This window comes from Actinoplanes sp. NPDC048967 (assembly GCF_040649415.1).
In the GTDB taxonomy this organism is placed as follows: Bacteria; Actinomycetota; Actinomycetes; order Mycobacteriales; family Micromonosporaceae; genus Actinoplanes.
In genome coordinates this window covers 81,216-107,675 of the sequence record NZ_JBEZFL010000002.1, presented here as the reverse complement: position 1 = coordinate 107,675, position 26,460 = coordinate 81,216, and the positions used below count along the sequence as shown (strand labels likewise).

At 72.3% G+C, this 26,460-nt stretch carries 26 protein-coding genes; 13 read left to right on the top strand and 13 right to left on the bottom strand.

The annotated features are described in order from the left end of the window. Positions 1-14: 14 nt before the first annotated feature. From AB0C12_RS07175 to AB0C12_RS07140, 8 genes are all read left to right on the top strand, one after another. A complete protein-coding gene (locus AB0C12_RS07175; RefSeq protein WP_360545132.1) occupies positions 15-1,049 on the top strand; it encodes a betaine/proline/choline family ABC transporter ATP-binding protein in 1,035 nt (344 codons plus the stop codon). Further along, positions 1,046-3,034, top strand: a complete 1,989-nt coding sequence (locus AB0C12_RS07170; RefSeq protein WP_360545130.1) for an ABC transporter permease subunit — start codon at positions 1,046-1,048, stop codon at positions 3,032-3,034. Before AB0C12_RS07175 ends, AB0C12_RS07170 begins: the two co-directional genes overlap by 4 nt. A gap of 59 nt (positions 3,035-3,093) precedes the next feature. Then, positions 3,094-4,065 carry an ABC transporter substrate-binding protein gene (locus AB0C12_RS07165; RefSeq protein WP_360545128.1) on the top strand — a complete coding sequence of 324 codons (972 nt, stop codon included), beginning with the start codon at positions 3,094-3,096 and terminating at the stop codon, positions 4,063-4,065. A gap of 380 nt (positions 4,066-4,445) precedes the next feature. Beyond that, complete coding sequence (locus AB0C12_RS07160) at positions 4,446-6,947, top strand: nitrate- and nitrite sensing domain-containing protein (RefSeq protein ID WP_360545126.1); 2,502 nt, start codon at positions 4,446-4,448, stop codon at positions 6,945-6,947. 45 nt (positions 6,948-6,992) lie between these two features. Beyond that, on the top strand, positions 6,993-7,418 hold the full coding sequence (locus tag AB0C12_RS07155) for a roadblock/LC7 domain-containing protein (protein ID WP_125804641.1): 426 nt from the start codon (positions 6,993-6,995) through the stop codon (positions 7,416-7,418). A gap of 109 nt (positions 7,419-7,527) precedes the next feature. After that, positions 7,528-7,932, top strand: coding sequence for a DUF742 domain-containing protein (locus AB0C12_RS07150; protein ID WP_360545123.1), 405 nt, complete (start codon positions 7,528-7,530; stop codon positions 7,930-7,932). Next, the gene (locus AB0C12_RS07145; RefSeq protein WP_360547038.1) at positions 7,913-8,518 is read left to right on the top strand and encodes an ATP/GTP-binding protein; all 606 of its coding nucleotides are present in this window, start codon (positions 7,913-7,915) and stop codon (positions 8,516-8,518) included. Before AB0C12_RS07150 ends, AB0C12_RS07145 begins: the two co-directional genes overlap by 20 nt. Positions 8,519-8,547: 29 nt before the next feature. Next, positions 8,548-9,501, top strand: coding sequence for an ABC transporter substrate-binding protein (locus tag AB0C12_RS07140; protein WP_360545121.1), 954 nt, complete (start codon positions 8,548-8,550; stop codon positions 9,499-9,501). 86 nt (positions 9,502-9,587) lie between these two features. Here the strand turns inward: AB0C12_RS07140 and AB0C12_RS07135 are convergent, their stop codons facing one another. Beyond that, the gene (locus tag AB0C12_RS07135) at positions 9,588-9,770 is read right to left on the bottom strand and encodes a hypothetical protein (protein ID WP_360545119.1); all 183 of its coding nucleotides are present in this window, start codon (positions 9,768-9,770) and stop codon (positions 9,588-9,590) included. A 119-nt stretch (positions 9,771-9,889) separates the two neighbouring features. Here AB0C12_RS07135 and AB0C12_RS07130 point away from each other — a divergent pair, with 119 nt between their 5' ends. Both AB0C12_RS07130 and AB0C12_RS07125 read left to right on the top strand, forming a co-directional pair. Continuing rightward, the gene (locus AB0C12_RS07130) at positions 9,890-10,852 is read left to right on the top strand and encodes an RNA polymerase subunit sigma-70 (RefSeq protein WP_360545117.1); all 963 of its coding nucleotides are present in this window, start codon (positions 9,890-9,892) and stop codon (positions 10,850-10,852) included. 26 nt (positions 10,853-10,878) lie between these two features. Next, positions 10,879-11,625 (top strand): SDR family oxidoreductase, encoded by a 747-nt coding sequence (locus tag AB0C12_RS07125; protein WP_360545115.1) that lies wholly within the window; start codon positions 10,879-10,881, stop codon positions 11,623-11,625. Positions 11,626-11,643: 18 nt separating this feature from the next. Here the strand turns inward: AB0C12_RS07125 and egtD are convergent, their stop codons facing one another. The 5 genes from egtD to AB0C12_RS07100 all read right to left on the bottom strand — a co-directional run bounded on the left by egtD (position 11,644) and on the right by AB0C12_RS07100 (position 16,725). Next, complete coding sequence (gene egtD, locus AB0C12_RS07120) at positions 11,644-12,609, bottom strand: L-histidine N(alpha)-methyltransferase (RefSeq protein ID WP_360545113.1); 966 nt, start codon at positions 12,607-12,609, stop codon at positions 11,644-11,646. Next, positions 12,606-13,355 carry an ergothioneine biosynthesis protein EgtC gene (egtC, locus tag AB0C12_RS07115; protein WP_360545111.1) on the bottom strand — a complete coding sequence of 250 codons (750 nt, stop codon included), beginning with the start codon at positions 13,353-13,355 and terminating at the stop codon, positions 12,606-12,608. Before egtC ends, egtD begins: the two co-directional genes overlap by 4 nt. Further along, the gene (gene egtB / locus AB0C12_RS07110) at positions 13,355-14,662 is read right to left on the bottom strand and encodes an ergothioneine biosynthesis protein EgtB (RefSeq protein WP_360545109.1); all 1,308 of its coding nucleotides are present in this window, start codon (positions 14,660-14,662) and stop codon (positions 13,355-13,357) included. Before egtB ends, egtC begins: the two co-directional genes overlap by 1 nt. Further along, positions 14,659-15,897: an ergothioneine biosynthesis glutamate--cysteine ligase EgtA gene (gene egtA, locus AB0C12_RS07105; protein ID WP_360545107.1), complete on the bottom strand. Its 1,239-nt coding sequence runs from the start codon at positions 15,895-15,897 to the stop codon at positions 14,659-14,661. Before egtA ends, egtB begins: the two co-directional genes overlap by 4 nt. 87 nt (positions 15,898-15,984) lie before the next feature. After that, the gene (locus AB0C12_RS07100) at positions 15,985-16,725 is read right to left on the bottom strand and encodes a methyltransferase (protein ID WP_360545105.1); all 741 of its coding nucleotides are present in this window, start codon (positions 16,723-16,725) and stop codon (positions 15,985-15,987) included. A gap of 64 nt (positions 16,726-16,789) precedes the next feature. Between AB0C12_RS07100 and AB0C12_RS07095 the strand changes: the two genes are divergently transcribed. Then, entirely contained in the window at positions 16,790-17,704 is a 915-nt protein-coding gene (locus AB0C12_RS07095) for a hypothetical protein (RefSeq protein ID WP_360545103.1), read from the top strand. Positions 17,705-17,884: 180 nt separating this feature from the next. Here AB0C12_RS07095 and AB0C12_RS07090 read toward each other — a convergent pair whose 3' ends face one another. Beyond that, positions 17,885-18,274: an SRPBCC domain-containing protein gene (locus AB0C12_RS07090; protein WP_360545101.1), complete on the bottom strand. Its 390-nt coding sequence runs from the start codon at positions 18,272-18,274 to the stop codon at positions 17,885-17,887. Further along, entirely contained in the window at positions 18,271-18,591 is a 321-nt protein-coding gene (locus AB0C12_RS07085; protein ID WP_360545099.1) for a metalloregulator ArsR/SmtB family transcription factor, read from the bottom strand. The genes AB0C12_RS07090 and AB0C12_RS07085 overlap by 4 nt, the downstream gene beginning before the upstream one ends. A 427-nt stretch (positions 18,592-19,018) precedes the next feature. Here AB0C12_RS07085 and AB0C12_RS07080 point away from each other — a divergent pair, with 427 nt between their 5' ends. After that, on the top strand, positions 19,019-19,162 hold the full coding sequence (locus AB0C12_RS07080) for a hypothetical protein (RefSeq protein ID WP_360545097.1): 144 nt from the start codon (positions 19,019-19,021) through the stop codon (positions 19,160-19,162). Here AB0C12_RS07080 and AB0C12_RS07075 read toward each other — a convergent pair. The 3 genes from AB0C12_RS07075 to AB0C12_RS07065 form a co-directional block, all read right to left on the bottom strand. Further along, positions 19,152-20,006: an oxidoreductase gene (locus AB0C12_RS07075; RefSeq protein ID WP_360545095.1), complete on the bottom strand. Its 855-nt coding sequence runs from the start codon at positions 20,004-20,006 to the stop codon at positions 19,152-19,154. The two genes, AB0C12_RS07080 and AB0C12_RS07075, sit on opposite strands and share 11 nt — an antisense overlap. Before the next feature lie 300 nt (positions 20,007-20,306). Further along, positions 20,307-21,371, bottom strand: a complete 1,065-nt coding sequence (locus AB0C12_RS07070; protein ID WP_360545093.1) for a beta-eliminating lyase-related protein — start codon at positions 21,369-21,371, stop codon at positions 20,307-20,309. A 40-nt stretch (positions 21,372-21,411) separates the two neighbouring features. Beyond that, positions 21,412-22,455 (bottom strand): MerR family transcriptional regulator, encoded by a 1,044-nt coding sequence (locus AB0C12_RS07065; protein WP_360547036.1) that lies wholly within the window; start codon positions 22,453-22,455, stop codon positions 21,412-21,414. 75 nt (positions 22,456-22,530) lie between these two features. Between AB0C12_RS07065 and AB0C12_RS07060 the strand changes: the two genes are divergently transcribed. After that, positions 22,531-23,052, top strand: coding sequence for an AAA family ATPase (locus AB0C12_RS07060; RefSeq protein WP_360545091.1), 522 nt, complete (start codon positions 22,531-22,533; stop codon positions 23,050-23,052). Positions 23,053-23,122: 70 nt separating this feature from the next. On the opposite strand, the gene AB0C12_RS07055 is transcribed toward AB0C12_RS07060, so the two are convergent. Beyond that, a complete protein-coding gene (locus AB0C12_RS07055) occupies positions 23,123-25,816 on the bottom strand; it encodes a hypothetical protein (RefSeq protein ID WP_360545089.1) in 2,694 nt (897 codons plus the stop codon). Between the two features lie 42 nt (positions 25,817-25,858). After that, entirely contained in the window at positions 25,859-26,452 is a 594-nt protein-coding gene (locus AB0C12_RS07050; protein ID WP_360545087.1) for a LysE/ArgO family amino acid transporter, read from the bottom strand. Between the last annotated feature and the right edge of the window lie 8 nt (positions 26,453-26,460).

Here is a 26,460-nt window from a genome sequence, read left to right as displayed (position 1 = left end):
CAGCGAGGCCCGCCATGCCGCCCACGATTGCTGTCGACCACTTGTGGAAAGTCTTCGGCCCCAAGGCCGACAAGGTCGTCGGCACGCCACTGGCGGACCTGTCCCGGGCCGAGCTGCGGGCGAAGACCGGCTGCCTGGCCGCCGTCCGGGACGTGAGCTTCGCGGTCGAGCCCGGCGAGGTCTTCGTCGTGATGGGACTGTCCGGCAGCGGCAAGTCCACGCTGGTGCGGTGCCTGACCCGGCTGATCGAGCCGACCGCCGGCGAGGTGCACATCGACGGTGAGGCGGTACGGGCGATGAGCCCCAGACGCCTCCGCGAGCTGCGCCGGCACGGGGTCGCGATGGTGTTCCAGCACTTCGGACTGCTCCCGCACCGGCAGGTGGTCGACAACATCGCGTACGGGCTGGAGATCCAGGGGGTCGGCAAGGCCGAACGGCACCGCCGGGCCGCCGAGGTCCTGACCCTGGTCGGCCTGGACGGGCACGAGCACCAGTACCCCGACCAGTTGTCCGGTGGCATGCAGCAGCGGGTCGGCCTGGCCCGGGCGCTGGCCACCGACCCGGCGGTGCTGCTGTTCGACGAGCCGTTCAGCGCGCTGGACCCGTTGATCCGCCGGGACATGCAGGCCGAGGTGCGGCGGCTGCACGCCGAGGTGGGCAAGACGCTGGTCTTCATCACCCACGACCTGGCCGAGGCATTGAGTCTCGGCGACCGCATCGCGGTCATGCGCGACGGCGCACTCGTGCAGGTCGGCACCCCGGAGGAGCTGGTCGGTGCGCCCGCCGACGACTACGTGGCCGACTTCGTCCGCGAGGTGCCCCGCGCCGACGTGCTGACCTTGCGCTGGATCACCCGGACCGCCGCACCGGACGAGGTGCTCGAGGACCAGCCGCTGCCGGCCGGCACGGTCATCCGCGACACGATCGAGCGGGTGCTACGGGCCCCGCATCCGATCCCGGTCGTCGACGGCGAGGAACGGATCGGGGTCGTCGACGCCGAGCAGCTGCTGCCGGCGCTGATCGGGCATCGTCCGCCGGTGCCGGCATGAGCACCGCGGTCACGGACGTTTCCGTGCCGGCCGAGGCGGCCGACCCGGCGCCGGACGCCGCTGCCCGCGGGCCGCGCCGCAAGCTGCCCGGCCGCCGGATGCTGGTCCTGCTGCTGGCCCTGGCCACCGCGGCCGGGTATCTGGTCGTGCGGACGTCGGCCCCGGCCGACGACGACAACGCACTCGCGTTCCGGTTCTTCGGCGAGCTGCGGGACTGGGTGGACGCCAACCGGGACACCAGCCCGCTTTTCCTGTACGGCTTCAACTACCTCCGCCTCGGCGTCTCGCTGCTGGTCGACACCGTCCACAGCGCGCTGTACGGGCTCGGCTGGGCCGGACTGGTGGCGGCCGCCGGTGCGCTCGCCGCGGTGGTGGCCGGTTGGCGGATCGCGCTGTTGGCCGTCGCCGGTTTCCTCAGCTTCGGCGTGCTCGGGCTGTGGGAGGAGAGCGTCGACACGCTGGTGCTGACGCTGTCCGCTGTGCTGCTGGCGGTGCTGATCGGCGTACCGCTCGGGGTGCTCGCCGCCCGGGTGCCGGCGGTCGGCTCGGCGCTGCGGCCGGTGCTCGACGTCATGCAGATCATGCCGACGTTCGCCTACCTGGCCCCGATGACGCTGCTCTTCCTGATCGGCTCGCCCGCGGCCACCATCGCCACCCTGATCTACGCCGTCCCGCCGGCGATCCGGATCACCGCGCTGGGCATCACCGAGGTGTCGAAGTCCACCGTGGAGGCCGCGACCGCGCTCGGCTCCACCCGCTGGCAACTGCTGGGCAAGGTACGCCTGCCGCTGGCCCGGCCGACCATCGTGCTGGCCGTCAACCAGGCGATCATGATGGCGCTGTCGATGGTGGTGATCACCGCGCTGATCGACGCACCCGGCCTGGGTCAGACCATCGTGCAGGCCCTGGAACGGGTCAACGTGGGCGCCGCCTTCGACGCCGGACTGGCGATCGTCGTGCTCGCGGTGGTGCTGGACCGGATCACCACCCACGCCGCGAAGCGGGCCGTACCGACCAACCACCGGTCCGCCCGGCTGCGGGCGCTCGGGCCGCTGGTGGCCGTCGTCGCGGTCGTGGCGGTGACGGTGCTGGGCCGGATGTCGTCGTGGGGCACGGAGTTCCCGGCCGGCTGGCGGGCGTCGTTCGCCGTCCCGGTCAACGAGGCGACGCGGTGGGTCGAGTTCCACTGGTACGACGCCACCGAAGCCCTGAAGAACGTCGTCAGCGCCGTCCTGCTCGACCCGATCGAGACCGTCCTGACCACGACGCCGTGGTGGCTGTTCCTGGTGGCCGTACTGATCTTCGGCACGCTGAGCAGCGGCCCGCGGGCTGCCGCGATCGCCGGGGTGGCCGTGGCCGGGCTGGTGGGCCTGGGTCTGTGGCAGCACGCGATGCAGACGCTGGCCACCGTCCTGGTCGCCACCGTCGCCACGATGGCATTCGGCGTCGTTCTCGGCGTGCTCGGGGCCCGGCACGACCGTTTCGCCCTGGTCATGCGTCCGGTGCTGGACGCGGCGCAGACCATGCCGTCGTTCGTCTACCTGCTGCCGGCGGTGGCCCTGTTCGGGGCCAGCCGGTTCACGGCCATCGTGGCGGCGGTGATCTACGCCGTACCGCCGGTGGTGCGCCTGGTCGAACGCGGGGTGCGCGACGTGCCGGCGACGGTGGTCGAGGCGGCCGTGTCGTCGGGATCGACGCCACGCCAGCTGCTGTGGAAGGTGCAACTGCCGATGGCCCGCCGGGGCCTGCTGCTGGCCGCGAACCAGGGCATCGTGATGGTCCTGGCGATGGTGGTCGTCGGCGGCCTGGTCGGTGCCGGCGCCCTGGGCTACGACGTGGTCGCCGGGTTCGCCCAGCGCGAGGACTTCGGCAAGGGCCTGGCCGCCGGCTTCGCGATCGTGCTGCTCGGCATCCTGCTCGACCGGCTCACCCAGGGCGCGGGCCGGCGCGCCGACGGCAACCGCCTGCGCCGGCCGGCGACCTGAGTTTCTGCTCTCCCCTCTGCCGCCGTCCGGCGGTAAGCACCATCCGGAAGGAAATCCTGATGAGACACCCGAAATTGCTCCGGCTCACCGCGGTGGCCGCGGCCTTGAGCATGGCCGTGGCCGGTTGTGGCGGTGCGAAGTCCGACGCCGGTTCCTCGGACGCGCCGGCGGCCGGTTCGAAGGGCACGGTCAAGCTCGCCATCAACCCCTGGGTGGGTTACGAGGCGAATGCGGCCGTGCTCGGTCATCTGCTGGAGAAGAAGCTCGGCTACACCGTGGACAAGAAGAACCTCAAGGAGGAGATCTCCTGGCAGGGCTTCGAGACCGGTGAAGTCGACGCGGTCGTGGAGAACTGGGGCCACGACGACCTGAAGAAGACCTACATCACCGACAAGAAGGTCGCCGTCGACCTCGGGCCGACCGGCAACAAAGGCGTGATCGGCTGGTACGTGCCGCAGTGGATGGTGGATAAATATCCGGACATCACCGACGGCGCGAATCTGAACAAGTACGCGGATCTGTTCAAGACCTCCGAGTCGGGCGACAAGGGCCAGTTCCTCGCGGGCGACCCGTCGTTCGTCACCAATGACGTCGCCCTGGTGGCGAATCTGAAGCTGAACTACAAGGTCGTCTACTCCGGCAGCGAGGCCGCCATCATCAAGGCCGCCCAGCAGGCCACGGCCCAGAAGAAGCCGCTGCTCTTCTACTTCTACGAGCCGCAGTGGCTGTTCGCCAAGGAGAAGTACGCCCGGGTGAAGCTGCCCGCGTACACCCCCGGTTGTGACGCCGACCCGAAGAAGGTCGCCTGTGACTACCCGGACTACGTCCTGGACAAGATCGTCAGCAAGAAGTTCGCCGACACCAACAGCCCGGCGTTCCAGCTCATCAAGAATTTCAAGTGGACCAATGACGACCAGAACCTGGTCTCGGACTACATCACCAACCAGGGCATGACCGCCGAAGCCGCCGGCGAGAAATGGGTCAACGAGCACGAGGCCACCTGGAAGCCGTGGATTCCGGCGACCAGCTGACAGACGCACTGTCCGACGGGGGCCGCGGGTGCTGTGCTGTGCTCACTCGCGACCCCCGATGGGCCCCGCCGGAGTGACGACGTCGCTTTGCTTCGTGATCGAAATCTGATTGCAACCTTCCGGCAGGACCCTGATGCCCTTCATCAATGATCCGATCTACCCACCGGTCCTCAAGCTGATCTTGCGCCGGTACGAATGCGGGAATTCCGCATTCCGCGGCGGTACATAGTGGACTTACGACTCAGCTCATCGCTACGGTTCCCCCCATCGCGGCAGACAGAGACCGCCGCCACCCGACGAAGGAGAAATCGCGTGTCCGCACGGAGTCGTCCGGTCGTAGACCTCACCGCCGGCCGCGTTGCTCCTGGAACGGATCGTCGATGAAGATCCCCCGCCCGCGCCAGGCCCACCACGACGCCGACTCCGTCGCGCCCGTGACCGGGGGAGAGACCGGCGCTCCGGCCCCCCGGCCGGCCCGCTCCGGCGGCACGATCCGCCGCCGCGTCGTCCGTACGCTGACCCTGCCCGTCGTCGCGGTCCTCGTGCTGCTGGGCGTCATCACCGTCACCGAGGTCGACAACTACCGCACGGCTGCCGCCTCCGCGCGCGCCGTCACCCTCGTCCTCGCGGTGCAGGACCTCGTGCAGGAGCTGCAGACCGAGCGTGGTCTCACCGCCGGTCTGCTCGGTGGCAACGTCGGCTTCCGCGCCGAGCTGGCCCCGGCCCGCAAGCGTGTCGACGACCAGCGGGCCAAGGTCGAGGATCTGATCTCCGAGGGCGGCGTCGCCCAGGACCGGGTCGCCACCGCCGTCCGTGAGCTCGACGGCCTCGCCGGCGTCCGGGCCGGCACGGACGCCGGGGCCGCCGACCGCGCCCCGACCTTCACCTTCTACACCGGTCGCATCGCCGAGCTCAGCAACGTCGACTACGGCCTGGACAGCTCGGCCGACCCCGCCCTGCGCCGCGGTGTCTCCGCGCTGGAGGCCCTCGGCGACGCCAAGGAGAGCACCGCCCAGGAGCGGGCCTTCCTCAACGGTGTGTTCTCGGCCAGCGGCTTCAACCGCGGCGAGTTCCTGCAGTTCGTCACGATGCGCTCGGCCAAGGACGCGGCGCTGGCCACGTTCACCCGCTACGCCGACGACACCCAGCGCAAGGCCAAGGACTACGTGCTCGGCACCGGCGCCGCGCAGACCGCCACCTACTTCGAGCAGGTCGCGCTCAACGCCGGCGACGGCCGCAACCTCCAGGTCAACCCGCAGTCCTGGTGGTCGTCGCAGACCACCGTGCTGGACGACATGCTCCAGCTGCAGCAGCACGTCGGCTCGGTCATCCGGGCCCGGGCCGCCACCCTGCAGGACGACGCCACGCAGCGGATGGGCCTGCTGCTCGGCGCCGTGATCATCTGCTTCATCGGCTCGGTGTACCTGGCCACGATCGCGTCGCGCTCGATCGCCGCGCCGCTGGCCACCCTGGCCGACGAGGCCAACCGGCTGGCCGGTGAGCGGCTGCCCGAGGCGGTCCGCAAGGCGACCTCCGGCGACGACGACGCGCCGCCGCTGACCGTCGCGGTGCCCGCGGGCGCCAGCGACGAGGTCCGGCTCGTCGCCGACGCGCTGGACCGGGTCCAGGCCACCGCGTACTCGCTGGCCACCGAGCAGGCGATGCTGCGGCGCAGCACCACCGAGTCGCTGGCCAACCTCGGCCGCCGCAACCAGAACCTGCTGCGCCGCCAGCTGGGCTTCATCACCAGCCTGGAACGCGAGGAGTCGGATCCGACCGGGCTGGCCAACCTCTTCGAACTCGACCACCTGGCCACCCGCATGCGCCGTAACGCGGAGAGCCTGCTGGTCCTCGTCGGCGCGGCCAGCCCGCGGCAGTGGTCCGAGCCGCTGCCCATCGCCGACGTCATCCGCGCCGCCGTCTCCGAGGTCGAGGAGTACCGCCGGGTCGCCCTGCGCCGCGTCGACGACGCGCTCGTGGCGGGCGCGGTCGTCAGCGGTGTCGCCCACATGCTGGCCGAGCTGGTCGAGAACGGGCTCGCCTTCTCCCCGCCGGACGCCGACGTGGAGATCCAGGGCCGGCGGATCGGCGACAGCTACCTGATCGCCATCACCGACCAGGGCATTGGCATGAGCCGCGCCGACCTGGAACTGGCCAACCAGCGACTGCGCGGCGAGGGCGACTTCATCACCGCACCGACCCGCTTCCTCGGCCACTACGTGGTCGGCCGGCTGGCCACCGACATGGACATCGACGTGCAGTTGGCGCCGTCCCCGGTTACCGGTGTGACCGCTCGCATCGTGCTGCCGCCGTCCATCGTGGCCGGTGTCCAGGCCGTCAGCGCGCCGGCGCCGCAGCCCCGGCTGACCCCGGAGGAGCGCCGGCCGCTGGAGGCGCCGCGGGCACTGGAAGCGTCGGACCCGGCGGCGACGCAGGTCCTCACCCTGCCGCCGGCCGCGCCGCCGCCGCCACCCGCGACGGACGGCCGGATCCGGCCCGGAAAGATCGAGTACGTCACGGTGCCCGGCAGCCCAGCCGTACGGCGTCAGCCGCCGTCGCCCGCCGAGCAGCAGCCGGCCGCCGCGGGTTCGCCGACCGCGCGCTACGAGGAGGCGATGACCGCCTCGACGCTCGGCATGGACATGTACTCCTTCGCGCCACCGCCGGACCAGGCCGACCGCACCCCGAACGGCCTGAAGAAGCGGGCACCGCGCGCCCGCAAGCAAGCGTCGGCACCCGCTCAGCCCGCCGGCGCGGTCCCCACCCGGACGGCCGAGCGACCCGCTCCCGTCAGCGACTCGCCGGACGAGGTGCGCGCCCGGCTCACCGCCTTCCGCAGCGGCATGCAGCGCGGCAGCAACGACGCCACCGACCGACCATGACCGCCGCCCCTCCACACCCCCGCGACGAGGCCGAAAGAAGTTCCCATGAGCGTTGACACGTCTGCCGACCGGCACCAGTTCAACTGGCTGCTGGGCAACTTCGTCCACCAGACCGACGGGGTCCGCGACGCGGTCGCGGTGTCCTCCGACGGCCTGCTGATCGCCAGCTCCGACGGGCTGAGCCGGGCCGAGGCCGACCATCTGGCGGCGATCGTGTCGAGCCTGGCCAGCGTCGCGCGCAGCGCCTCCCGGCGCTACGACTTCGACGGGCTCAAGCTCATCATGATCGAGATGCGGCGGGGCTTCCTGCTGGTGTCGGTCATCGCCGGCGGCAGCTGCCTGGGCGTCGTCGCGGGCGGCGACAGCGACGTGGGTCTCGTCGGCTACGAGATATCCCTGTTGGCGGAGAGGTTCGGCGCCCTGCTCACCCCGGCGCTGATCTCCGAATCCCGGCAGTACCTACCCCGATGAGCGAGCTTGCGAGCGAATCATCAACTCTGCGCCCGACGAATGTCATCGCCGGAGCGCCAGCGGAGGCGATGGCATGAGTCACCGGGGGGAGTGGGGGCCGGACCCTCGCATGATCCCGTACGCGGAGCCGGTCGTGCCCTCCCATCGGGAGCCCCCGCCCGCGCCGGCCCACGCGGCCGAGGAGCCGGGTGACGACCTGGTCGTCCGCCCCTTCATGCTGACCGGCGGGCGCACCCGCCCGCTGCACGACGGGCTGCGGATCGAGACCCTGCTGCACGCGGCCCCGGCCGCGCTGTCGGCTCCGCTGCGTTTCGAGTCGCGGCGCATCGTCGAACTGTGTCAGGCACCGATGTCCATCGCGGACCTCTCGGTGGCTCTGCGGGTGCCGCTCGGCGTGGTCCGGGTCATCGTCGCCGACCTGGTGACGGACGGCTACCTGCGGATCGAGGAGCAGCTCGGGGAGCTCCCCATCGCATTGATCGAGAGGATCAGGGATCGTGTTCGGGCGCTCTAGTGAGCCGGCGCCGCTGCCGCCGGTGGCGGTCAAGATCGTCATCAGTGGCGGTTTCGGTGTCGGCAAGACCACCTTCGTCGGTGCCATCTCGGAGATCGAGCCGCTGGTCACCGAGGCCGAGATGACCGAGCGGTCGATCGGCATCGACGACACCTCGGCGGTGTCGGGCAAGACCACCACCACGGTGGCCCTCGACTTCGGCCGCATCACCCTCGACGACGCGCTGCTGCTCTACCTGTTCGGCACGCCCGGGCAGGACCGCTTCGCCTTCCTCTGGGACGACCTGGTCGACGGCGCGCTGGGCGCGATCGTGTTGCTGGACACCCGGCGCATCGAGGACTGCTTCCCGGCGATCGACTACTTCGAGGAGCATGACATCCCGTTCCTGATCGGGGTCAACACCTTCGACCAGTCGCAGCGTTTCGACCTCGAGGAGGTCCGCGACGCGCTGGGCATCGACCCGAGCGTGCCGGTGCTGGAGTGCGACGCGCGCTACCGCGAGTCGGTGAAGCACATCCTGGTCGCCCTGACCGAGGAGGTCCTGGCCAAGCGGCTGAGCCGGGAACGGCCGGTGCCGACGTGGTGAAGCCGCTGATGACTGTGAAACGGAGAACGATGCGCGCACGCACCGCGGCCGCCCTGGTGAGCGTGCTGGCCCTGACCGCCTGCGGCAACTCGTCCGAGGCGATCGTCGCCCCGCCCGGCGTCGAGCGCACCCCCTGCGGCACCGTGTCGATCGCGGTGAACCCCTGGGTCGGGTACGCCGCCAACGTCGCCGTGGTCAGCTACCTGCTCAAGCAGGAGCTGGGCTGCACGGTGGTGGAGAAGGACCTCACCGAGGACGCCTCGTGGGAGGGCCTGGCCAGCGGCGAGGTCGACGCCATCCTGGAGAACTGGGGTCACGACGACCTCAAGAAGACCTACATCGACGACAAGAAGGTCGCGGTCGAGCAGGGTCTCACCGGCAACAAGGGCGTCATCGGCTGGTACGTGCCGCCGTGGATGGCCAAGGAATACCCGGACATCACGAAGTGGAAGAACCTCAACAAGTACGCCGACAAGTTCAAGACCAGCAAGTCCGACGGCAAGGGTCAGCTGCTCGGCGGTGACCCGTCGTTCGTCACCAACGACGCCGCGCTGATCAAGAACCTGAAGCTGGACTTCTCGGTGGTCTACGCGGGCAGCGAGGACGCGCTCATCGCGGAGTTCCAGCGGGCCGAGAAGGACAAGAAGCCGCTGATCGGCTACTTCTACACGCCGCAGTGGCTGCTGTCGGAGATCAAGCTGGTGCACATCCCGCTGCCGATCTACAAGCCCGGCTGTGACTCCGATCCCAAGACGGTGGCGTGCGACTACCAGCCGTACGACCTCGACAAGATCGCCCGCAAGGCGTTCGTGGACTCGGGCAGCCCGGCGGCCGACCTGATCAAGAATTTCCGGTGGACCAACGACGACCAGAACGAGGTCGCCCGGGACATCACGGTCAAGAAGCTGTCCCGCGACGACGCGGCCAAGCGCTGGCTGGACGCGAACCGCGCCACCTGGCAGGAGTGGCTGCCGGCCCGCTGAGCACCGATCGGCTGAGGGGGCGGGGTCATGCGGTGGGTCCCGCCCGCCACGTCGTCCGGCCGGTGCCAGGCCAGGGCGTCCTCGGCTCAGGGTGAGGGGCTCGGGACCGGCCTGGGGGGACCGGGCCGGTCGCAGGCCACGCCGACGGCGAGCAGGCCGAGCAGGCTGGTGAGCAGCAGGACAGCGACGGCGAGCTCCACCTTGTCGCGCCGGCGGACGTGGTGTCGCGGCCGGACGGGCTCGGGGTCGTACCATGAGGATTCCGACACCGGTCCAGTCTCGTGGCGGGCGGCGCCGGGGTCGATCGGTGAAAGAACCAAAAAGATTTGGCCTCTTTCGGCGCGACGCGGCCGGCCGTCCGCTCGTTGAGCTCTGGTTCCATGGTCGGATGGATCAGACGGCCCTGCTCGCGGCCGCCCGCTCGGGCGACGCCGACGCCTTCGGGCGGCTCGTCGGCGGACACCGCGCCGAGTTGCTCGCGCACTGCTACCGGATGCTCGGCTCGCTGCACGACGCCGAGGACGCCCTGCAGGAGTCGCTCGTGCGGGCGTGGCGCGGGCTGTCCACGTTCCGGGCCGGCGCCCTGCGGCCGTGGCTCTTCCGGATCGCCACCAACCGGTGTCTCACCCTCATCGAGCAGCGGGCCCGGCGGGAGCTGCCCGCCGACCTCGGGCCGGGGGCGCCGCTCACCGAGGTGGCCTGGCTGGAGCCGTACCCGGACCGGCGGCTCGGCCCGGCGGCGACCGCCGAGCAGCGGGAAAGCATCGGGCTCGCGTTCGTCGCCGCGCTGCAGCATCTCTCCGGGCCGCAGCGGGCCGCGTTGCTGCTGCGTGAGGTGCTCGGCTTCTCCGCTGCCGAGGTCGCGGCCCAGCTCGACACCACCGTGGCGGCCGTCAACAGCAGCCTGCAGCGTGCCCGCGCCGCCCTGGCCGAGCGGCGGCCCGCGCCCGGCGATCCGGTCCCGGAGGACAAGATCAAACACCTGGCTGACCGGTACGCGTCCGCGTGGCAGGCCGCGGACGTCGACACGATCGTGAGCCTGCTGACCGACGACGCCACGTACTCGATGCCACCCCTGCCCGAGTGGTACCGCGGCCGGCCCGCCATCCGCGAGTTCCTGCTGGCCGGCCCGTTGCACCAGCAGTGGCTTTTCCGGCCCGCGCAGGCCAACGGTCAGCTCGCCTTCGGCACCTACCTGTGGGACGAGAAACGGCAGGCGTACGTCTGGGCCGGACTCGATGTGCTGCGGCTCGACGGGACGGGCGTCGCCGAGGTGGTCTCGTTCCTCACCGACGGGTTGCACCGCGAATTCGGTCTGCCCGATGAGTTCGCGGCCCGGCCCGGGTTGTAGAGGGGAGAGAACGAAGGAGACGACACATGATGCTCGACGGCAGAACAGCGATCATCTACGGCGGCGGCGGATCCATCGGCGGTGCGATCGCCCGGGCGTACGCGGCCCAGGGCGCCCGGGTCTTCCTGGCCGGCCGGACCCGCGCCACCCTCGCCGCGGTGGCCGATCCGATCGGTGCGGAGATCGCCGAGGTCGACGCCCTGGACGAGCGGGCGGTCGACGCGCACGCCGATGAAGTGGCCGCGGCCACCGGCGGGATCGACATCTCGGTCAACGTGATCGCCGACAGCGACGTGCAGGGTACGGCCATGGTCGACATGCCGGTCGAGGACTACCTGAGCCCGGTCGTCACCTCCGTACGCTCGAAGTTCCTGACCGCCCGGGCCGCCGCCCGGCACATGAAGCCCCGGCGCTCCGGGGTGATCCTGACCTTCGGTGGTTCGGGCGACCGCGCCGCCGCGGGCCGGTATCAGCTCGGCGGCCTGGTGACCGGCTTCGAGGCGATCGAGGCGATGCGCCGGCAGCTCGCCACCGAGTTGGGCCCGTACGGGATCCGGGTGCTCACCCTGCAGACCGGCGGGGTGCCGGAGGCCATCCCGGCGGCCTTCGAGGGTCGCGCGGCGATCGAGGCGGAGCTGACGGGGCAGACTCTGCTCGGCCGCACGGCGACCCTCGCCGACGTCGGACAGGTGGCGGTCTTCGCCGCCTCGGACTGGGCCCGCACGATCACCGGCGCCGCCCTCAACATGACGTGCGGCGCCGTGCTCGACTAGGCCGCCGGACCGCTCCGGTCAGGCCGCCTGGATCAGCGAAACCGCGAAGAGGTCCGCCGGGTCGGTCCAGAAGTGCCGCAGGGCGAAGCCGGCCGCGGCCAGCTCGGCGGAGAGCCCGTCCCGGCGGAACTTCGCCGAGATCTCCGTGCGCAACTCCTCGCCGGCGGCGAAGTCCACGGTCAGGTCCAGATCGCGGATGTGCACGCGCTGCGCCGAGCCGGCCCGCAGCCGCATCTCGATCCACTCCTGCTCGGCGTTCCAGAGCGCGACGTGGGCGAACGCATCCACGTCGAAATCGGCGCCGAGCCGGTGGTTGACCACCCGGAGCACGTTGCGGTTGAACTCGGCGGTGACCCCGGCCGCGTCGTCGTACGCGGGCACCACGACCGCCGGGTCCTTGACCAGGTCGGTGCCGAGCAGCAGCCATTCCCCGGGTTGCAGCACGGCCCGCAGCCGGGACAGGAACTCGGCGCGTTCGGCCGGGACCAGGTTGCCGATGGTGCCGCCGAGGAACGCCACCATCCGGTTGTCGCCGTCCGGGATGTGCGCCAGGTGCCGGGTCAGGTCGCCCACGACACCGCGGACCGCCAGCCCGGGGTAGCGCACGGCGAGCCGGTCGACGGCCTCGCCCAGCGCGGACGCCGACACGTCGAGCGGGACGAAAGCGCCGAGCGTGCCGTGCGCGAGCAGCGCGTCCAGCAGCAGCACCGTCTTCTCCGAGGAGCCCGAGCCCAGCTCGACCAGGGTCTTGGCCTCGGTGATGCGGGCGATGGCGGCGGCGTGCTCGGTGAGGATCGCGCGTTCCGTACGGGTCGGGTAGTACTCGGGCAGCCGGGTGATGTCCTCGAACAGCTCGCTGCCCCGGGCGTCGTAGAACCATTTCGGGGGCAGCCACTTCGGGGTCGCGGTCAGCCCGGCGGCCACGTCGCTGCGCAGCGTACGGTCGAGGTCCTGATCGTCGAGATGGATCTCCAGCGCGCTCATGATCTCCCTAAGACGGTGATGTCCAGACCGGACGGGGTGGCGACGAGCAGACTGCCGTCCGGCACGGCTCGCCAGGCCGGGCCGGGATCCAGGGGTTCGGAACTGACCAGCACGGACGCGGGGCCGGTGCGCACGGACAGGGCGTGGCCGGCGGTGCTGGCGACGATCTGCTGCCCGTCGGTGAGCAACAGGTTGAGCCGGGAGCCGGGCGCGGCCGCCGAGACCTCCACGACCGTCTCGGCCAGCGCCCGCGCGGCCGGCACCCCGGACCGCAGCCGGTCGCGGACCAGCGCCCAGAGCAGCGCCGCATCGGTGGGGGCGTCGAGGGTCAGTAGGTCGCGCACCGGCAGCCGGCCGGCCGGCCCGGCCACGGAGTCGGGCCAGCCCCGCACGACGCCGTTGTGGCTGAACAACCACGGTCCTTCGGCGAACGGCGCCGCCGCCGTCTCGACCACCGGCATGCCGACCGTGGCCGAGCGGACCGCTGCCAGCACCCCGCCCGCCACGGTGTGGGCGGCGAGCGCCGGTAGGGCGGCGTCCGACCAGACCGGGGCCGCGCTGCGGTAGCGCACCGGATCGGCGTTGCCGCCCGGATACCAGGCCACGCCGAAGCCGTCGGCGTTGATCGTGCCGCCGCCGCGCATGTCCTGCGGCGCCCACGCCTGCCGGGCCAGGGCGTGCGGCGCCTCGAACAGCAGCTCCGCCAGCGGTACGGGTGATCCGAGATAGGCCAGGTGCCGGCACATCAGTGGGCGCCGGGCCCGGCGTCGCGGGCACAGCGGAAGCCGCTGAAGATCTGCCGCCGGATCGGGTGGTCCCAGTTGCGGAAGGTGCCCCGGCAGGCGGCCCGGTCGGTGCCGAACGAGCCACCGCGCAGCACCCGGTAGTCGCCGCCGAAGAACACCTGCGAATACTCCTCGTACGGGAACACGGCGAAACCCGGGTACGGGTGGAAGCCGGAACTCGTCCACTCCCACACGTCGCCGATGAGCTGGTGCACGCCCAGCGGTGAGGCACCGTCCGGATAGGCACCGACGGGCGCGGGCGACAGGTGGCGCTGGCCGAGGTTGGCGTGCCGGGCCTCCGGCGGCTCGTCGCCCCACGGGAAGCGCCGGGAGCGGCCGGTCACCGGGTCGTGCCGGGCCGCCTTCTCCCACTCGGCCTCGGTGGGCAGCCGGCGTCCGGCCCACGCCGCGTACGCCTCCGCCTCGAAGAAGCACACGTGCACCACCGGCTCGTCCGGCACGATCCGCCCGGTACGCCCGAACGCCGTGGCCGCCCAGCCGTCGCCGTCACGCCGCCAGTGCAGCGGCGCGGTCAGCCCGGCCGTCTGCCGGTGTGCCCAGCCCCGCTCGCTCCACCATCGCGGATCGTCGTAGCCGCCCGCGTCGATGAACTCCGCGTACCGGCCGTTGGTCACCGGGGCCGCGTCGATGAAGAAGGCGGGCACGTCCACTGTGTGCGCGGGCCGTTCGTTGTCCAGTGCCCACGGCTCGGTGTCGGTGCCCATGGCGAACGGGCCGCCCGGGATCAGCACCTCGCCGGCGACGGGCACCCGGGCCGGTGGGGGTGGATCGGCCGTCAGCACGGGCGCGCCGGTGCGCAGCTGGTGGGTGGCCAGCATCGTCTCGTCGTGCTGCTGCTCGTGCTGCACGATCATGCCGAAAGCGAACCCGTCGGCCAGCAACGGCCGGCTCTCGTCCAGCCGGACCCGGTCCAGCACGTCGAGGGCCTTGTCGCGCACCTGCTCCACGTACGCGCGGGCCTCGGCCGGACCGAGCAGCGGCAACGCGGGCCGGTCGCTGCGCGGATGCTTGAACGCGTCGTAGAGCTCGTCGATGTCACGGCGTACCGGCTCGCGGCCGCCGACGTCGCGGACCAGCCACAGCTCCTCCTGGTTGCCGACGTGCGCGAGGTCCCAGACCAGCGGGGACATGATCGGTGAGTGCTGCCGGACGAGATCGGCGTCGTCCACGGCGTCGGTCAGCAGCGCCGTGCGGGCGCGGGCGCGCTCCAGCTCGGCGGCGACGGCGAGGCGCAGGTCCTGAGTCATCGGTGCGCGTCCTTCCGGGTGCCGGCGCGGTGCAGGCGCCGGTCGAGAATGTCGGTGACCACGTCCTGCAGCGCGGGCCGCAGGCCGGTGCTGTCGAGGTTGCGGCAGGCGAGATCCAGCAGGTCGGTGGCGGTGCGCCGGATGTCGGGGTCGGCCAGCCCGGCGCGGGCGGCGGTCACCCACTGGCCGGCGGTGGCGGCCGCGACGGCCCGGGCCGCGTCGGTGGTCGCGTCGTCCGCGAGCAGGGCCACCATGACCGCGGCCGGGGCGATCCACTCCGTGCCGGGCTGGGTGTCGAGGTAGCGGACCTCGAGATAGCCGCGCGGGCGGACCGGCGGGAACAGCGTGCTGAGGTGATAGTCGAGGTCGTCCACCCGGGGCGGGCCGGGCAGGGCGCCGTCGATCCAGTCGGCGAAGGTCAACTTCGCCGGCACGTCCCACGGCTCCTCGCCGCGGCGGACACAGAGCAGGGGTGCGGCGAGGGCGTAGTCGGCCCAGCCGGTGGCCAGATCGCCGGGGGTGCCGACCGGTCTGGTGCGGCGCGGGTCGATGCCGTACCAGGTGGCCATGCGGGCCGAGGCCCAACCGGTGTCGCGGCCCGCGTGCCGTCCCGAGGTGGCGAAGGTGGCCAGCAACGCCGGCCCCACCTCGTGCAGGGCTCCCCAACGGTGCGGTAACTGCTGCTCGGTGCCGGCGTCGAGACAGATCTGCAGGCCGGCGGTGCTGCACATCATGGTCCGGCCGTGCCGGCCGCGGGCGTCGAAGCTGCGCTGCATGGCGGCGTACCGCGGGGTCTGCAGCATGCGCCGGGGTGCCCGGTGCGGATCGAGGCCGGTGTCGCCCAGGACCAGGCCCGAACGGGCGAGCAGGGCAGTGAGGTGCGCCTGGTCGGCGCTGAGGGATTCGTACAACTCGGTGAGGGAGCCGGCCGGCGCCGAGGAGATCTCGAGCTGGCCGCCGGGCTCGACGGTCACCGCGCCACCGCCGGGTAGCAGTGCGCCGGGGTGGGGATTGCCGAGTGCGGGTGGTGCGTGCGTGCCTAGGGCTGTGCGGAGGTCCGCGGCTTCCAGATAGGCCGCCGGGGCGTCCGAACGATGAACGGTCCATTCCAGCTCGACGCCGATGCGCTGCGGTGGGCCGGTCTTGAAGCAGATGCCGGAGATGTGATCGGCGGCCTGAGCGAGATGCCGTAGGACGCCTTCGGACAGTGGGCGGTTCGCACTGAAGGTAGCCATGCCCCTCCCCCGAGTAGTCAGCCCTTGGGGACATTACCCACAACGGATCAGTCCGGATAGGTGGGCTGCACCACTTTCATCGATTGTTCAGGGGCGGGTCGCCTGCACCAGGAACCGGTGCGCGGTAGCGGTGTAGTGGCCATGGGTGCGGATCAGCGCGTCTATCCGGCGCAGGGCGCGCTCGTACCGCTGGGGAGTGAAATCGCGGATCTGCCACGGCACCGCGCGCAGCTGATAGACCAGTGCCCCGATGTCGTGGAAGGTCAGCGGCGGGCGTTCCTCGCGGACGTCGGTCACGACCAGTCCGGCCGCCTCCAGCGCCGCGACGGCCTCCGTCGCCGTCCAGCTCGTCGCGTACGGCGGCGGGGCACCCAGCTCGGCGTTCAGATCCCGCAGATCGTCGCTGCCGACCTGCTGGCTCAGCAGCGTCCCACCGGGCCTGAGCAGGCGAGCGATGTCCTCAGTGGGCAACCGGCCGTGCCGGCTGAGCACCACGTCGAACTCGTCCTCCCCACCCGGCAGCTCGGTGACCACCGACACCCCGAACGGCGCCAGCCGGTCCCGCGCGACCGGCACATTCGGCGCCCAGCCCTCCACCGCGACGGTGTGCGCGGGCAGCGGCGCCAGCTCCACGAGCAGCTCACCACCGCCGGTGTCCAGGTCCAGCAGGCTGTCCGCCGGCCGCAGCAGGGGACGGGCCAGGTCCGGATAGGACCAGGACGGATCCGAGCCGACCGCGCGGCCGTCGAGCCAAGCGAACTCCCAGCCGGTGATCGGCACCCCGGCGGCCTCGCCGACGAGGTGGTCGTACTCCGCAGCAGAACGCATGCCCGACGGTAACCGGGTGGCTCCGGCCCGCGCGACCGGGATACACCCGGTCTACGATCCGGACATGGTGCGCCTCGGCGGTCGGACGCAGGTCGCAGCGATCGATGCGCGACCGTTCCTCGCCGCCCTGCCCGAGCTGCTGGCCGGGTGGCGCGCGCTGAACTTCGTCGACGGCGTGGTCCGGCATCCGGTCACCGAGCGGGCCCACGGCGGGTTGCGGGTGGTCGACGGCCGGCATCCGTACCCGGGCGTGGCCTACCGGCTGGTGCTGCGCGAGGACGAGGTGCCCGCGCCGACGGCGGAGGAGGCGGCGGTCGCGGCCCGGCTGGTGCACGCCGACGCGGTGGCCGCGACCGAATGGGAACGCGGCCGGATCGCGGCGGCCCGGGCCACCGGGCGGGTGGCGACAACCTGGCACACGTACGCGATCACGCTCGAAGCCGACGAGCAGGAACGGACGCGTTTCACGGTGCACCACACCGACACGGACACCCGGGCGCGGGTCGAGCTGTCCCCGGGACCGATCGGCCTGCTGCTGGAGGTGCCGGACTGGCTCGGTGCGCGGGGACTGCTCAGTGGGGTGGTGACCGTGCGGATGTCGGTCGATGCGAGCCGGCTGCCGCCGTACGGGAACGAGGAGCCGCAGCTGGTCGCGACGGTGACCCACCCGCGGGCCCTGGGCAGCGGGGAGCTGACGGTGGCCGCGGCCGAGCCGGGCCGCTGGTCGGTGACCGCCCGGGCGGGTGCTCGCGGGGTGGGGTGGCTGCGGCCGCTCGTCGGGCTGCTCGCGCCGCTGGTCAAGGGGCCGGTGCAGCGCGGGCTGGACGATTTCCTGGCGGGGCTGCCGGGGCGGTTCGAGGCCCTGAACAGGGAGATCACGGCGCGCTATCCGACGCCGCCGGATCCGCGGACGCTGGGCGGGCAGGTGCTGGCCGACCTGGTCTCCGCTATCCCGACCACCGTCCCCGCGCCGGCCTGACCTGCCGGGCCTCGCGGGCTTGATCGGGCCTGGTCCTGCGGCTTGATCGGGCCTGGTCCTGCGGGCTTGATCGGGCCTGCCCCTGCTGGCTTGATCGGGCCTGGCCCTGCGGGCTTGATGGCGCCTGGTCCTGCGGGCTTGACCCGGCCGTGCCGGCCTGGTCTGGCTGCTCGCGGCCGATCAGGCCAGGGCGGGCTCGATGCGGCGGAGCAGGCCCGGCCAGCCGCTGCCCATGCCCTTGAGCGAGATGCTGCCCGGGACAAAACCGGCATGCTTGAGGAACAGCCGGGTCCCGGAGCCCTCGGGCTCGAGCCGCCACGTGATCGTGGTGTCGAGGCTGCCCTCGGCGAACGTGTACACCAGCAGCCGCTCCGGCTCGACCTCCAGCACCTCGCACGGCTGCTGTCCCCAGCTGCCCATGTCCATGGTGAAGCGGTGTCCCACGATCGGTTTGATGTCGCCCGCGGCCCACCACCGGGCCAGCAGCTCGGGCTCCGTCAGCGCACGCCAGACGGCGGCGGGCTCCCGAGCGATGAACTGGTCCAGTTCGATGTCGGTCTTGTCGGTCACCGGTCGTCTCCCTCTTCCTCGACGAGCTCACGCAGCGCGACCAGGCGGTCCCGCCAGTAGCGCTCGAACGGATGCAGCCACTCCTGGACGCCGGCGAGCGGCTCGGCGGCCAGGTGGTAGTAGCGGTGCCGGCCGCGCGGCTCCTCGCGGACGAGGCCGGCCTGGCGCAGGACCGCGAGGTGCTCGGAAACCGCGGGGCGGCTCAGCTCGAAGTGCCCGGCCAGCTCCCCGGCGGCGCGGGGGCCGTCCCGGAGAGCGACCAGCAGCCGGCGCCGGACCGGGTTGGCCAGCGCCGCGAACACGTCACCGTCAGGCACGCCGCCCATGATGCGTCGGAGATCCCCGACATGTCAACAATCTCCGACACATCTTGGTCGGGTAGGCATCGCGGACGGCGCCTGGTGGTGGTCCCGGGTGGCTGCTCTGCTGCCGTTCCCCAGCTCGTCCACATCACGTCGTTCGTGCCGAAGGCCGGGGAGTCCCTGGCGACCTTCGCCGGTAGCCCCCGGTGGTGTCCCTGAACGGCATGCCCAGCGCCATCCGGCAGCGAGCCGGCCCCGTTCCTGGATTTCGCCGCTGACGGCACCTTCGGCGTCCGCCGTGAGCTGACCGGGGAGCTGTGCCTGCCGGCCTGCGACGCCGCGGCGGTCGGGGGCGCAGGCCCGGCTGACTCGCCAGCCGGCGTCGGGGGCGGCTACACCCGTCACCGTCGCGGCCCGGCAGGACATCCCCAGCACCTACCTGGTGCGCGCCGAGGACCGTGCGACCCCGCCGGAGCTGCAGCGCACCCGGGCCGGCCGTACGGCGGAACTGCCCACCGGCCACCACCCGAGGCCGTCGCACCTGGTGGCGGCCGAGTTCCGCGCCGCCGCGGGGGTCACTCGCTGATCGTGTCGAGGATCTTGCGGGCGTCGTCGTCCAGGCGGACCCGGCGGGCCGTCATGTTGTCGATCAGGTGGCCCAGCGACGAGGTGCCGGGGATGAGCAGCACGTTCGGGGCCAGCTCGAGCAGCCAGGCCAGCGCCACTTGGGAGGGCTCCGCCTCGAGCCGCTCCGCGACGGCGATCAGGTCCGGGTGGGTGAGCAGCCGGTTGACCCCGCCGAAGGCCGAGCCGAGCGGGAAGAACGGGACGAACGCGATACCGAGCTCCTGGCACTCGCGCAGCAGCGGCAGCGACTCCCGGGCCAGCAGATTCAGGGAATTCTGCACGCAGACGATCTCGGTGCGCTGAACCGCGTGCACGAGCTGCTCGCGGGTCACGTTGCTCAGCCCGATGCCGGCGATCAGCCCCTCGTCCCGCAGGGCGATCATCGCGTCGAGCTGCTCGTCGAACGCGCCGCCGCCGTCCATCAGCCGCAAGTTGACCGCGTCGAGCCGGTCGACCCCCAGCGAACGCAGGTTGTCCAGCACGCCGGCCCGCAGCTGCTCGGGCTCCATCGCGGGCAGCCAGCGCCCGGTGCTGTCACGGGCCGCACCGACCTTGCTGACCAGGACCAGATCCTCCGGGTACGGCCGCAGCGCCTCCCGGATCAGGTCGTTGACCACGTCCGGCCCGTAGTACTGCGCGGTGTCGATGTGGTTGGCGCCCAGCTCCACAGCCTTGCGGAGGACGTCGAGGGCGGTGTCGCGGTCACGCGGTGGCCCGAAGGCCCCGGGCCCGGCGAGCTGCATCGCGCCGAAGCCGATCCGTCGCACCGAACGGTCGCCGAGCGGAAAGGTGTCATCAGTCACGACCCTCACTCTACGATTCCCACCCGATTCCGCCAGGCGACGCCGAAATGCCCGACCCCGATCCGCGACCGCCGAGACTGACCAGGTCCGACCGCCGAGGCCGGCCGGCCTGCCATGCCGGGGCCGACCGGGTCGGCGACCGCCGGGGCTGGCCAGGTCCGTGACCGCGGAGGCGGCCGGCGCGTCATGCCGGGGCCGACCGGGTCGGCGACCGCCGGGGCTGGCCAGGTCCGTACCGCGGAGGTGGTCGGCCCGTCATGCCGGGGCCGACCGGGTCAGCGACCGCCGAGCCGGTCGGCGTCAGCCGCAGAGGCCGGCCAGGATCTCCGTGATCGTCTCGGGCTTGTGCCGCAGGGTCGCCCGCCCGATAGGCAGTTCGCACCGCACCACCTCCGGGTCACCCGTCTCGACCGCGTTCGGCCACACCCACAGCCCGGTCTCCTCCGAGATCCGCTTGGCGTTCATCCGGAAGCGTTCCGCCGTCGTCGCGAACAGCAGATGCATCATCGGCGTCTGCGGCGGATCCGGCACCACCCGCACCTCGGGCACCCCGCCCAGCGCCGTCGCGATGGCCCGGGCGTGGGCCAGCCGGGCCGGCATCTCGGCCAGCGTCGCGTCGAGCAGGCCGAGCGCCGACGACGCCGCCGGCCACATCGCGAACAGGGTCCCGCCCAGCCGCCCACGCCACTCACGCACCTGGGCGATGTCCTCCTCCGGCCCGGCGACGCAGCAGCCCGGCAGCGCCCCGACGTCCTTGTAGAACGAGACGTACACGGTGTCGAACAGCTCGGCGATCTCGGCGGGCGGCCGTTCGTAGCCGGCGGCGGCCTCCCAGAGCCGGGCGCCGTCGAGGTGCACGGCCGCGCCTCGGTCGCGGGCCCACGAGGTCTGCGCGACCAGCTCGTCCCACGGCGGCAGCGTCCCGCCGAGATCCCGTTGCGGCAACTCCAGCACGAGCGCCGCCACCGGCTCGGCCACGCTCAGCAGGTCGCTGCGGCGGATCAGCCGTTCGAAGTCGCCGACCGGCCGCCCGACGAGCTGGTGCAGCCGCGCGTAGCCCTGCCCCTCGTGCCGTTCGAGGTGCGAGTACGGATGCCAGACGATCGTGCGGCTGGTGCGCTGATCGGCGTGCACCCGCAGGACGGCGCCCTGGGCCATCGTGCCGCTGGGCAGGAACACGGCGGCCGGCTTGCCCAGCAGCGCGGCGACGTGCTCCTCGAGCTCGGCCACCACGCCACCCTCGCCGTACAGGTCGGGACGAGCTTCGGGATCGATCGAGGCGAGCAGCTCCGGCGGCCGTACCAGCCCGTTGCCGAGCAGGGAGTCGGTGCAGGCGGCCCGCCTTGCGCTGATGTCGTCTTCCACCGGGCCAGTGTGTCGTGTTCCCGTGCTGGTGTCAGGCAGGTTAGCGGCGCACCGGCATGAGGATCGAGAACGTGCCGCTGCCTCGTACGGCCAGGGGTTTGATCGGTCCGTCCAGTTCGAGGACCAGCTGGCCCGCGCCGCCGGCGTCGAGGGCCTGGAGCAGGAACTCGCGGTTGACCGCCACGTGCGCCTCCTCGTCGGCGGCCCACTCCGCCTCGGCCGCCACCCGCAGCGAACCGGCCGGATCCACCGCCAGGACGGTCAGGTCGAACGGCTTGCCGTTGTGCTCGCGCGACACGGCCGGCACCTCCTCGACGGCCGCGCGCAGGGCCGCCACGTCGACCGTCACCTGGCGGCTGCCGGCCGCGCCGAGGTCGACCAGCCGGTGGTGGTCGGGGAAGCCGACGTCCAGCGGCTTGCCCTCGATGCGCCGGCCGCCGACCTCGGCCCCGAGCAGCTCGGGAGTCAGCAACAGCACCACCTCGTCGTCGCGGGTGAGCAGCCGGCGCAGCTCGTCGACGAACGGCAGGGGAGCGACGAGCCGGGCCGGTGGCCCCGAGACGGCGGCGGCGGCCTCGGCAACGGCCAGCCGGTAGCGGTCCGTCGTCACCACGGTCAGCGCGGCGGTCTCTGTCTCGAACAGCACACCGCCGAGGATGGGCAGCTCGGGATCGGTGCAGGCGGCGAAACGGACCGCGTCTAGCGCGGCGGCCAAGGCGGCGGCGGGCAGGGTGATCCGGGTCATGGTGGTCTCCTCGGGATCCAGCAGGGCGTGGACGCGGGAGAGCTCACGACGGGCGTCGGCGAGGCCGTCCTCCAGCCGGCGCAGGTGCTCGTCGAGCAGCTTGCGGACCGCCGGGGGATTGCTCAGCTCGGCGACCGCGCGGGTGATCCCGGCGACCGGCATCCCCACCCGGCGCAGCCCGGCCACCAGGCGGGCGGCCCGCAGCTGCTCGTCGCTGTAGCGGCGGTAGCCGGTCAGGGCGTCGACCTCGGCCGGCACCAGGACCCCGGCGCCGTCGTAGAACCGCAGCGCGCTGATGCTCAGCCCGCTGGCCCGCGAGATCTCCCCGATGCCGTACATGTCGTCGCTCTCCACACCTGGAACCCTGCTGCCTCGACCTGCTCGAGGGTCAAGCGCCTGTGCGATCGTGCAGGCATGGCGCGTGACGTGGTGATGGTGAACGGTCTGCCGGGATCGGGCAAGAGCAGCCTGGCCCCCCGGCTCGCGGCCGCGCTCGACGGCGCCTGCCTCGGCAAGGACCGGATCAAGGAAGCCCTGGCCGACGCGGTGGTGACCGAGGTGCCGGAGCTCGGCGCGGTGGCGATGGACACGGTATGGACCCTGGCCGCGGCGGTGAGCGGCATGGTCGTCGTGGACTCGTGGTGGTTCCGGCCGCGCGACCTGGAGCAGGCCCGGGCCGGCCTGGCCCGGACGGGAGCGAAGGCGACCGTCGAGATCTGGTGCGACGTGCCCGCCGAGCTGGCCCGCTCCCGCTACATCGCGCGCAAGCGGCACGCGGTGCACGCCGACGCGGAGAAGCTGGCCACCGAGTGGACCGGCTGGGCGGCGGCCGCCGTACCCCTGGCCCTGGGCCCGGTCATCCGGGTCGACACCGCTCGTACGGTGGACATCCGCGCCCTCGCCGACGACGTACGGGCTGCCCTGTGGACGAGCTGACCCGCCTGCGCCGCGCCCGCTGCCCCTCGGGGAACATGGTCAGGTTCTCCGAGGGGTAGCGGAACCAGCGTCAGTCCGTGACTGTTCCGGTCACCGTGCCCAGCTCGGGCGCTTCCTCTTCCCAGCCGAACACCGTCGGGTGCAGCTGCACCACCTCGTCCGGCTCGTCCGCGGAGTCGGTGACGGTCGGGATGGTCAGGTCGGCGGTCAGTTCACCGGCCTGCACCCCGGTCCACGGCAGCAGATAGGTCTCCGACAGCGGCCGGGACGGCAGCGGGTCCTCGCCCGAGTTGTCGGTGAACCAGGTCGGGTCGACGTCCGTGCTGGACAGCTCGGTCCCGGTGGCCGGCGGCTCGACGCCGGCCTCGATCCAGATCGGGGTCTCGGCGATGGTGGAGAGCCGGATCCGCCAGGTGAGCGTTCCGCCCTCGGCGACCCGGTCGGCGACCGGCTCGACGGTGATCTTCGGGGCGGGGTCGTCGTTGGCGGCGATGACCGCGCCCTGGTAGTCGCCGATCACCGTGCCGCGGACGGCCTTGGCGTTGAGGGTGGTGGCGTCGCCGGTGCCGAAGAGCGTGTCCCCGTTGACCTTGACCGGGACCCGGATCGTGCTGCTGCCGGGCCGGACGGTGGCCAGCCAGGACTTCGTTTCGTACGTGGCCGGGTCGGTCAGGAACAGCCGCACCTGACCGTTGCCGCGCCCGGTGACCTTGACCGGCACCTCGTACGTGCGGCTGCCCGAGTCACCCTCGACGACGTTCAGCTCGCCGATGTCGATGCGGGGCAGGGCGACGGGACGTGCCGCCGGAGTGCCCGGCCGCCAGCCCCACGCGTCGATGAGCCAGGCCTCGCCGGTGGCACTGCGCGGGATCAGCTCCAGCTTCGCCACTTTGCCGCGGACCTGCTTGAGCGGCACCCGCACTTCCTGACCCCAGTACGAGGTCGTGTTCTGGCTGCCGGGCAGGCCGTCGAGGCTTACCTCACCGAGGGCGGTGCGGCGGCCGGCGGTGTCGGTGACGGCCACGCCGAACCGGTTGCCGGTCGTGTTGGGCGGCACCACCAGCCGCATGGCCAGGTCGCGGGCGCCGGAGACGCTGACCGGCCGGCTGGGCCGCAGCGTGACCGCCTGGCCCGGGGCGGACCACTTCAGGTCGACGGCGTAGCGGCCCGGCTCACGGGCGAAGCCGAACGGGACGAAGTGTGGCGACGGGCTGAACCAGCTCTCCGTGGTCAGGCACGCCTTGGCCGCGTCGTCGGTGACCTGCTCGCACAGTCGGCCGCCGGTGACCTTGACGGACTCGTCGGGGATCAGTGCCGCCGTGCGTCCGGCGCCGATGGCGTGGCTGAGCACCCGGGCGGGGTCGGCCGACGGGGCGCGTACGCCGGTGCCGTCGAGCAGCGGCCGGACCCGGTCATCGCCGCCGACGAAGAGCCGTGCGGCGGCCGCGATGTACGTCGCACCGACCGTCTGCTCCTGCTGGGCCGTGAGCCGCGTCGCGGTGCCCGGCGAGCACACCGGGTCGGGGTCGTCCCCGCTGAAGAAGTCGTCGAAGGACGGTGCCTGCGACTGTCCCGGTGTCCACTCGGTGTTGAAGAAGTTGTGGTTGGCGCCGATCGCGTACAGGGAGCTGTGCAGTGCCTTGCCCCGGCTGACGCCGCGGGTGGCGTCGACGAAGATCTGTCCCTGCAGGTCGGAGACGTCGCCGTCACAGCCGGGCAGGATCGTCGCGGACGGCACGTCCGGCACCGGGTTCTGGCCGAAGATCGTCGGGCCGATCAACAGCAGGCCGCGGATCGTCCAGCGGACCTTGCCGTGGTAACCGTCGGCGGCGGCCGGCGGCGGGGTCAGGCTGTCCATCGCGGCGCGGCTGACGCCCTCGCCGCCCCGGGAGTGACCCATCAGGAACACCTTGGACAGGTCGGCCCGCGGCGCGGACTTCACGATGGCGGGGGCGTTCGCCCGTCCGGCGCCGGCCCAGTCGGCCCAGCGGGCGAGGTGCTGGCGGACCAGCGAGGAGCGGGCCTGGGCGCCGCCGTCGGCGGCGGCGAAGTCCTGGCCGTTGATGCCGTTGGCCGAGATCGAGACGGTGACGTAGCCCTGCGAGGCCAGCAGCTGCTGGGCCTGGAGGTAGCCGCGGTGGCTGGGCACCGGCTCGGTGCCCGCACCGCACGGCCAGTCGCCGGTCAGCGCTTCCTCGTCGGCACCCTTGAAGCAGGTGTAGTGCCGCCCGTGCAGGAACAACGCGAGCGGACGGTTGCCGGGCGCTCCCTGCGGGGCGACCACGACGCCCTGCATCTCCACGGGCTCCGGGAAGTCGGGCAGCTTGACCCCGGCCAGCGAGTATTCGCCGGTGACGGTCCGGTACGGCCCCTTGACGCCGGGATCGACCTTGTTGGCGGGCAGCGCCCGGGGTGCCGGCACCGCGGCCGCCCGCTTGCGCGCCGGTGCCGGGGCGTCGACGTCGAGCCGCTTGCCACCCGCGCGTACCTGGAGGTCCCGCAGGTCCTTGGCGTGCTCCAGCGGCAGCCGGAACGTACGGTCGTCGGCCGCCGCGCGGGGCCGGCCCAGCAGCCGGTCACCGGCGTAGAACTCGACCGCCGCGTCGCCCATCGGGATCCGCTCGCCGGACCGCCAGGTCAGCTGGCCGTCGGTCACCGACCAGCCGTCGTCGGCCGCCGGAGCGGGTGGCGCGGCCCAGGCCTGCCCCGCCCCGCTCACCAGTAATGCCGCGGCCAGCGCCGCCGATACGAGGAGTCTTCGCATGCCCCGTGTATACCGAATACATGCAAATGGTTCGATTGATGGCTAAACAAGCAGGGTGGTGGCCACGCCGGCCATCACCACGGCGATCAGGCCGTCCAGCACCCGCCAGGCCGCCGGCCGGGACAGCACCGGGGCCAGCCGGTGCGCACCCAGGCCCAGCGCGGAGAACCACACACCGCTCGCCACCGCGGCGCCGATCCCGAACAGCCACCGGTGCGGGTGCTGCTGGGCCACCGAGCCGAGCAGCAGCACGGTGTCCAGGTACACGTGCGGGTTGAGGTAGGTCAGCGCGAGGCAGGTCAGCAGGGTCGCGCGCAGGGTGGCGGGAGCCTGGCCGGTCGGCTTCAGCGTGCCGGGCCGCCACGCCCGCTTCGCGGCCAGCGCGGCGTAGGTGAACAGGAACGCGGCCCCGGCCCAGCGGATGACGGTCACGGCCGTCGGCCGCGCGGTCACGACCGCGCCCAGCCCGGCGATCCCGGCCGAGATCAACATCAGGTCCGAGACGGCGCAGGTCAGAACCACCGGGAGTACGTGCTCACGGCGCAGTCCCTGGCGCAGGACAAACGCGTTCTGGGCGCCGATGGCGACGATGAGCACGAGCGAGGCAGCGAAGCCGGCGACGGTGGAAGTGAGCACACCGTCGA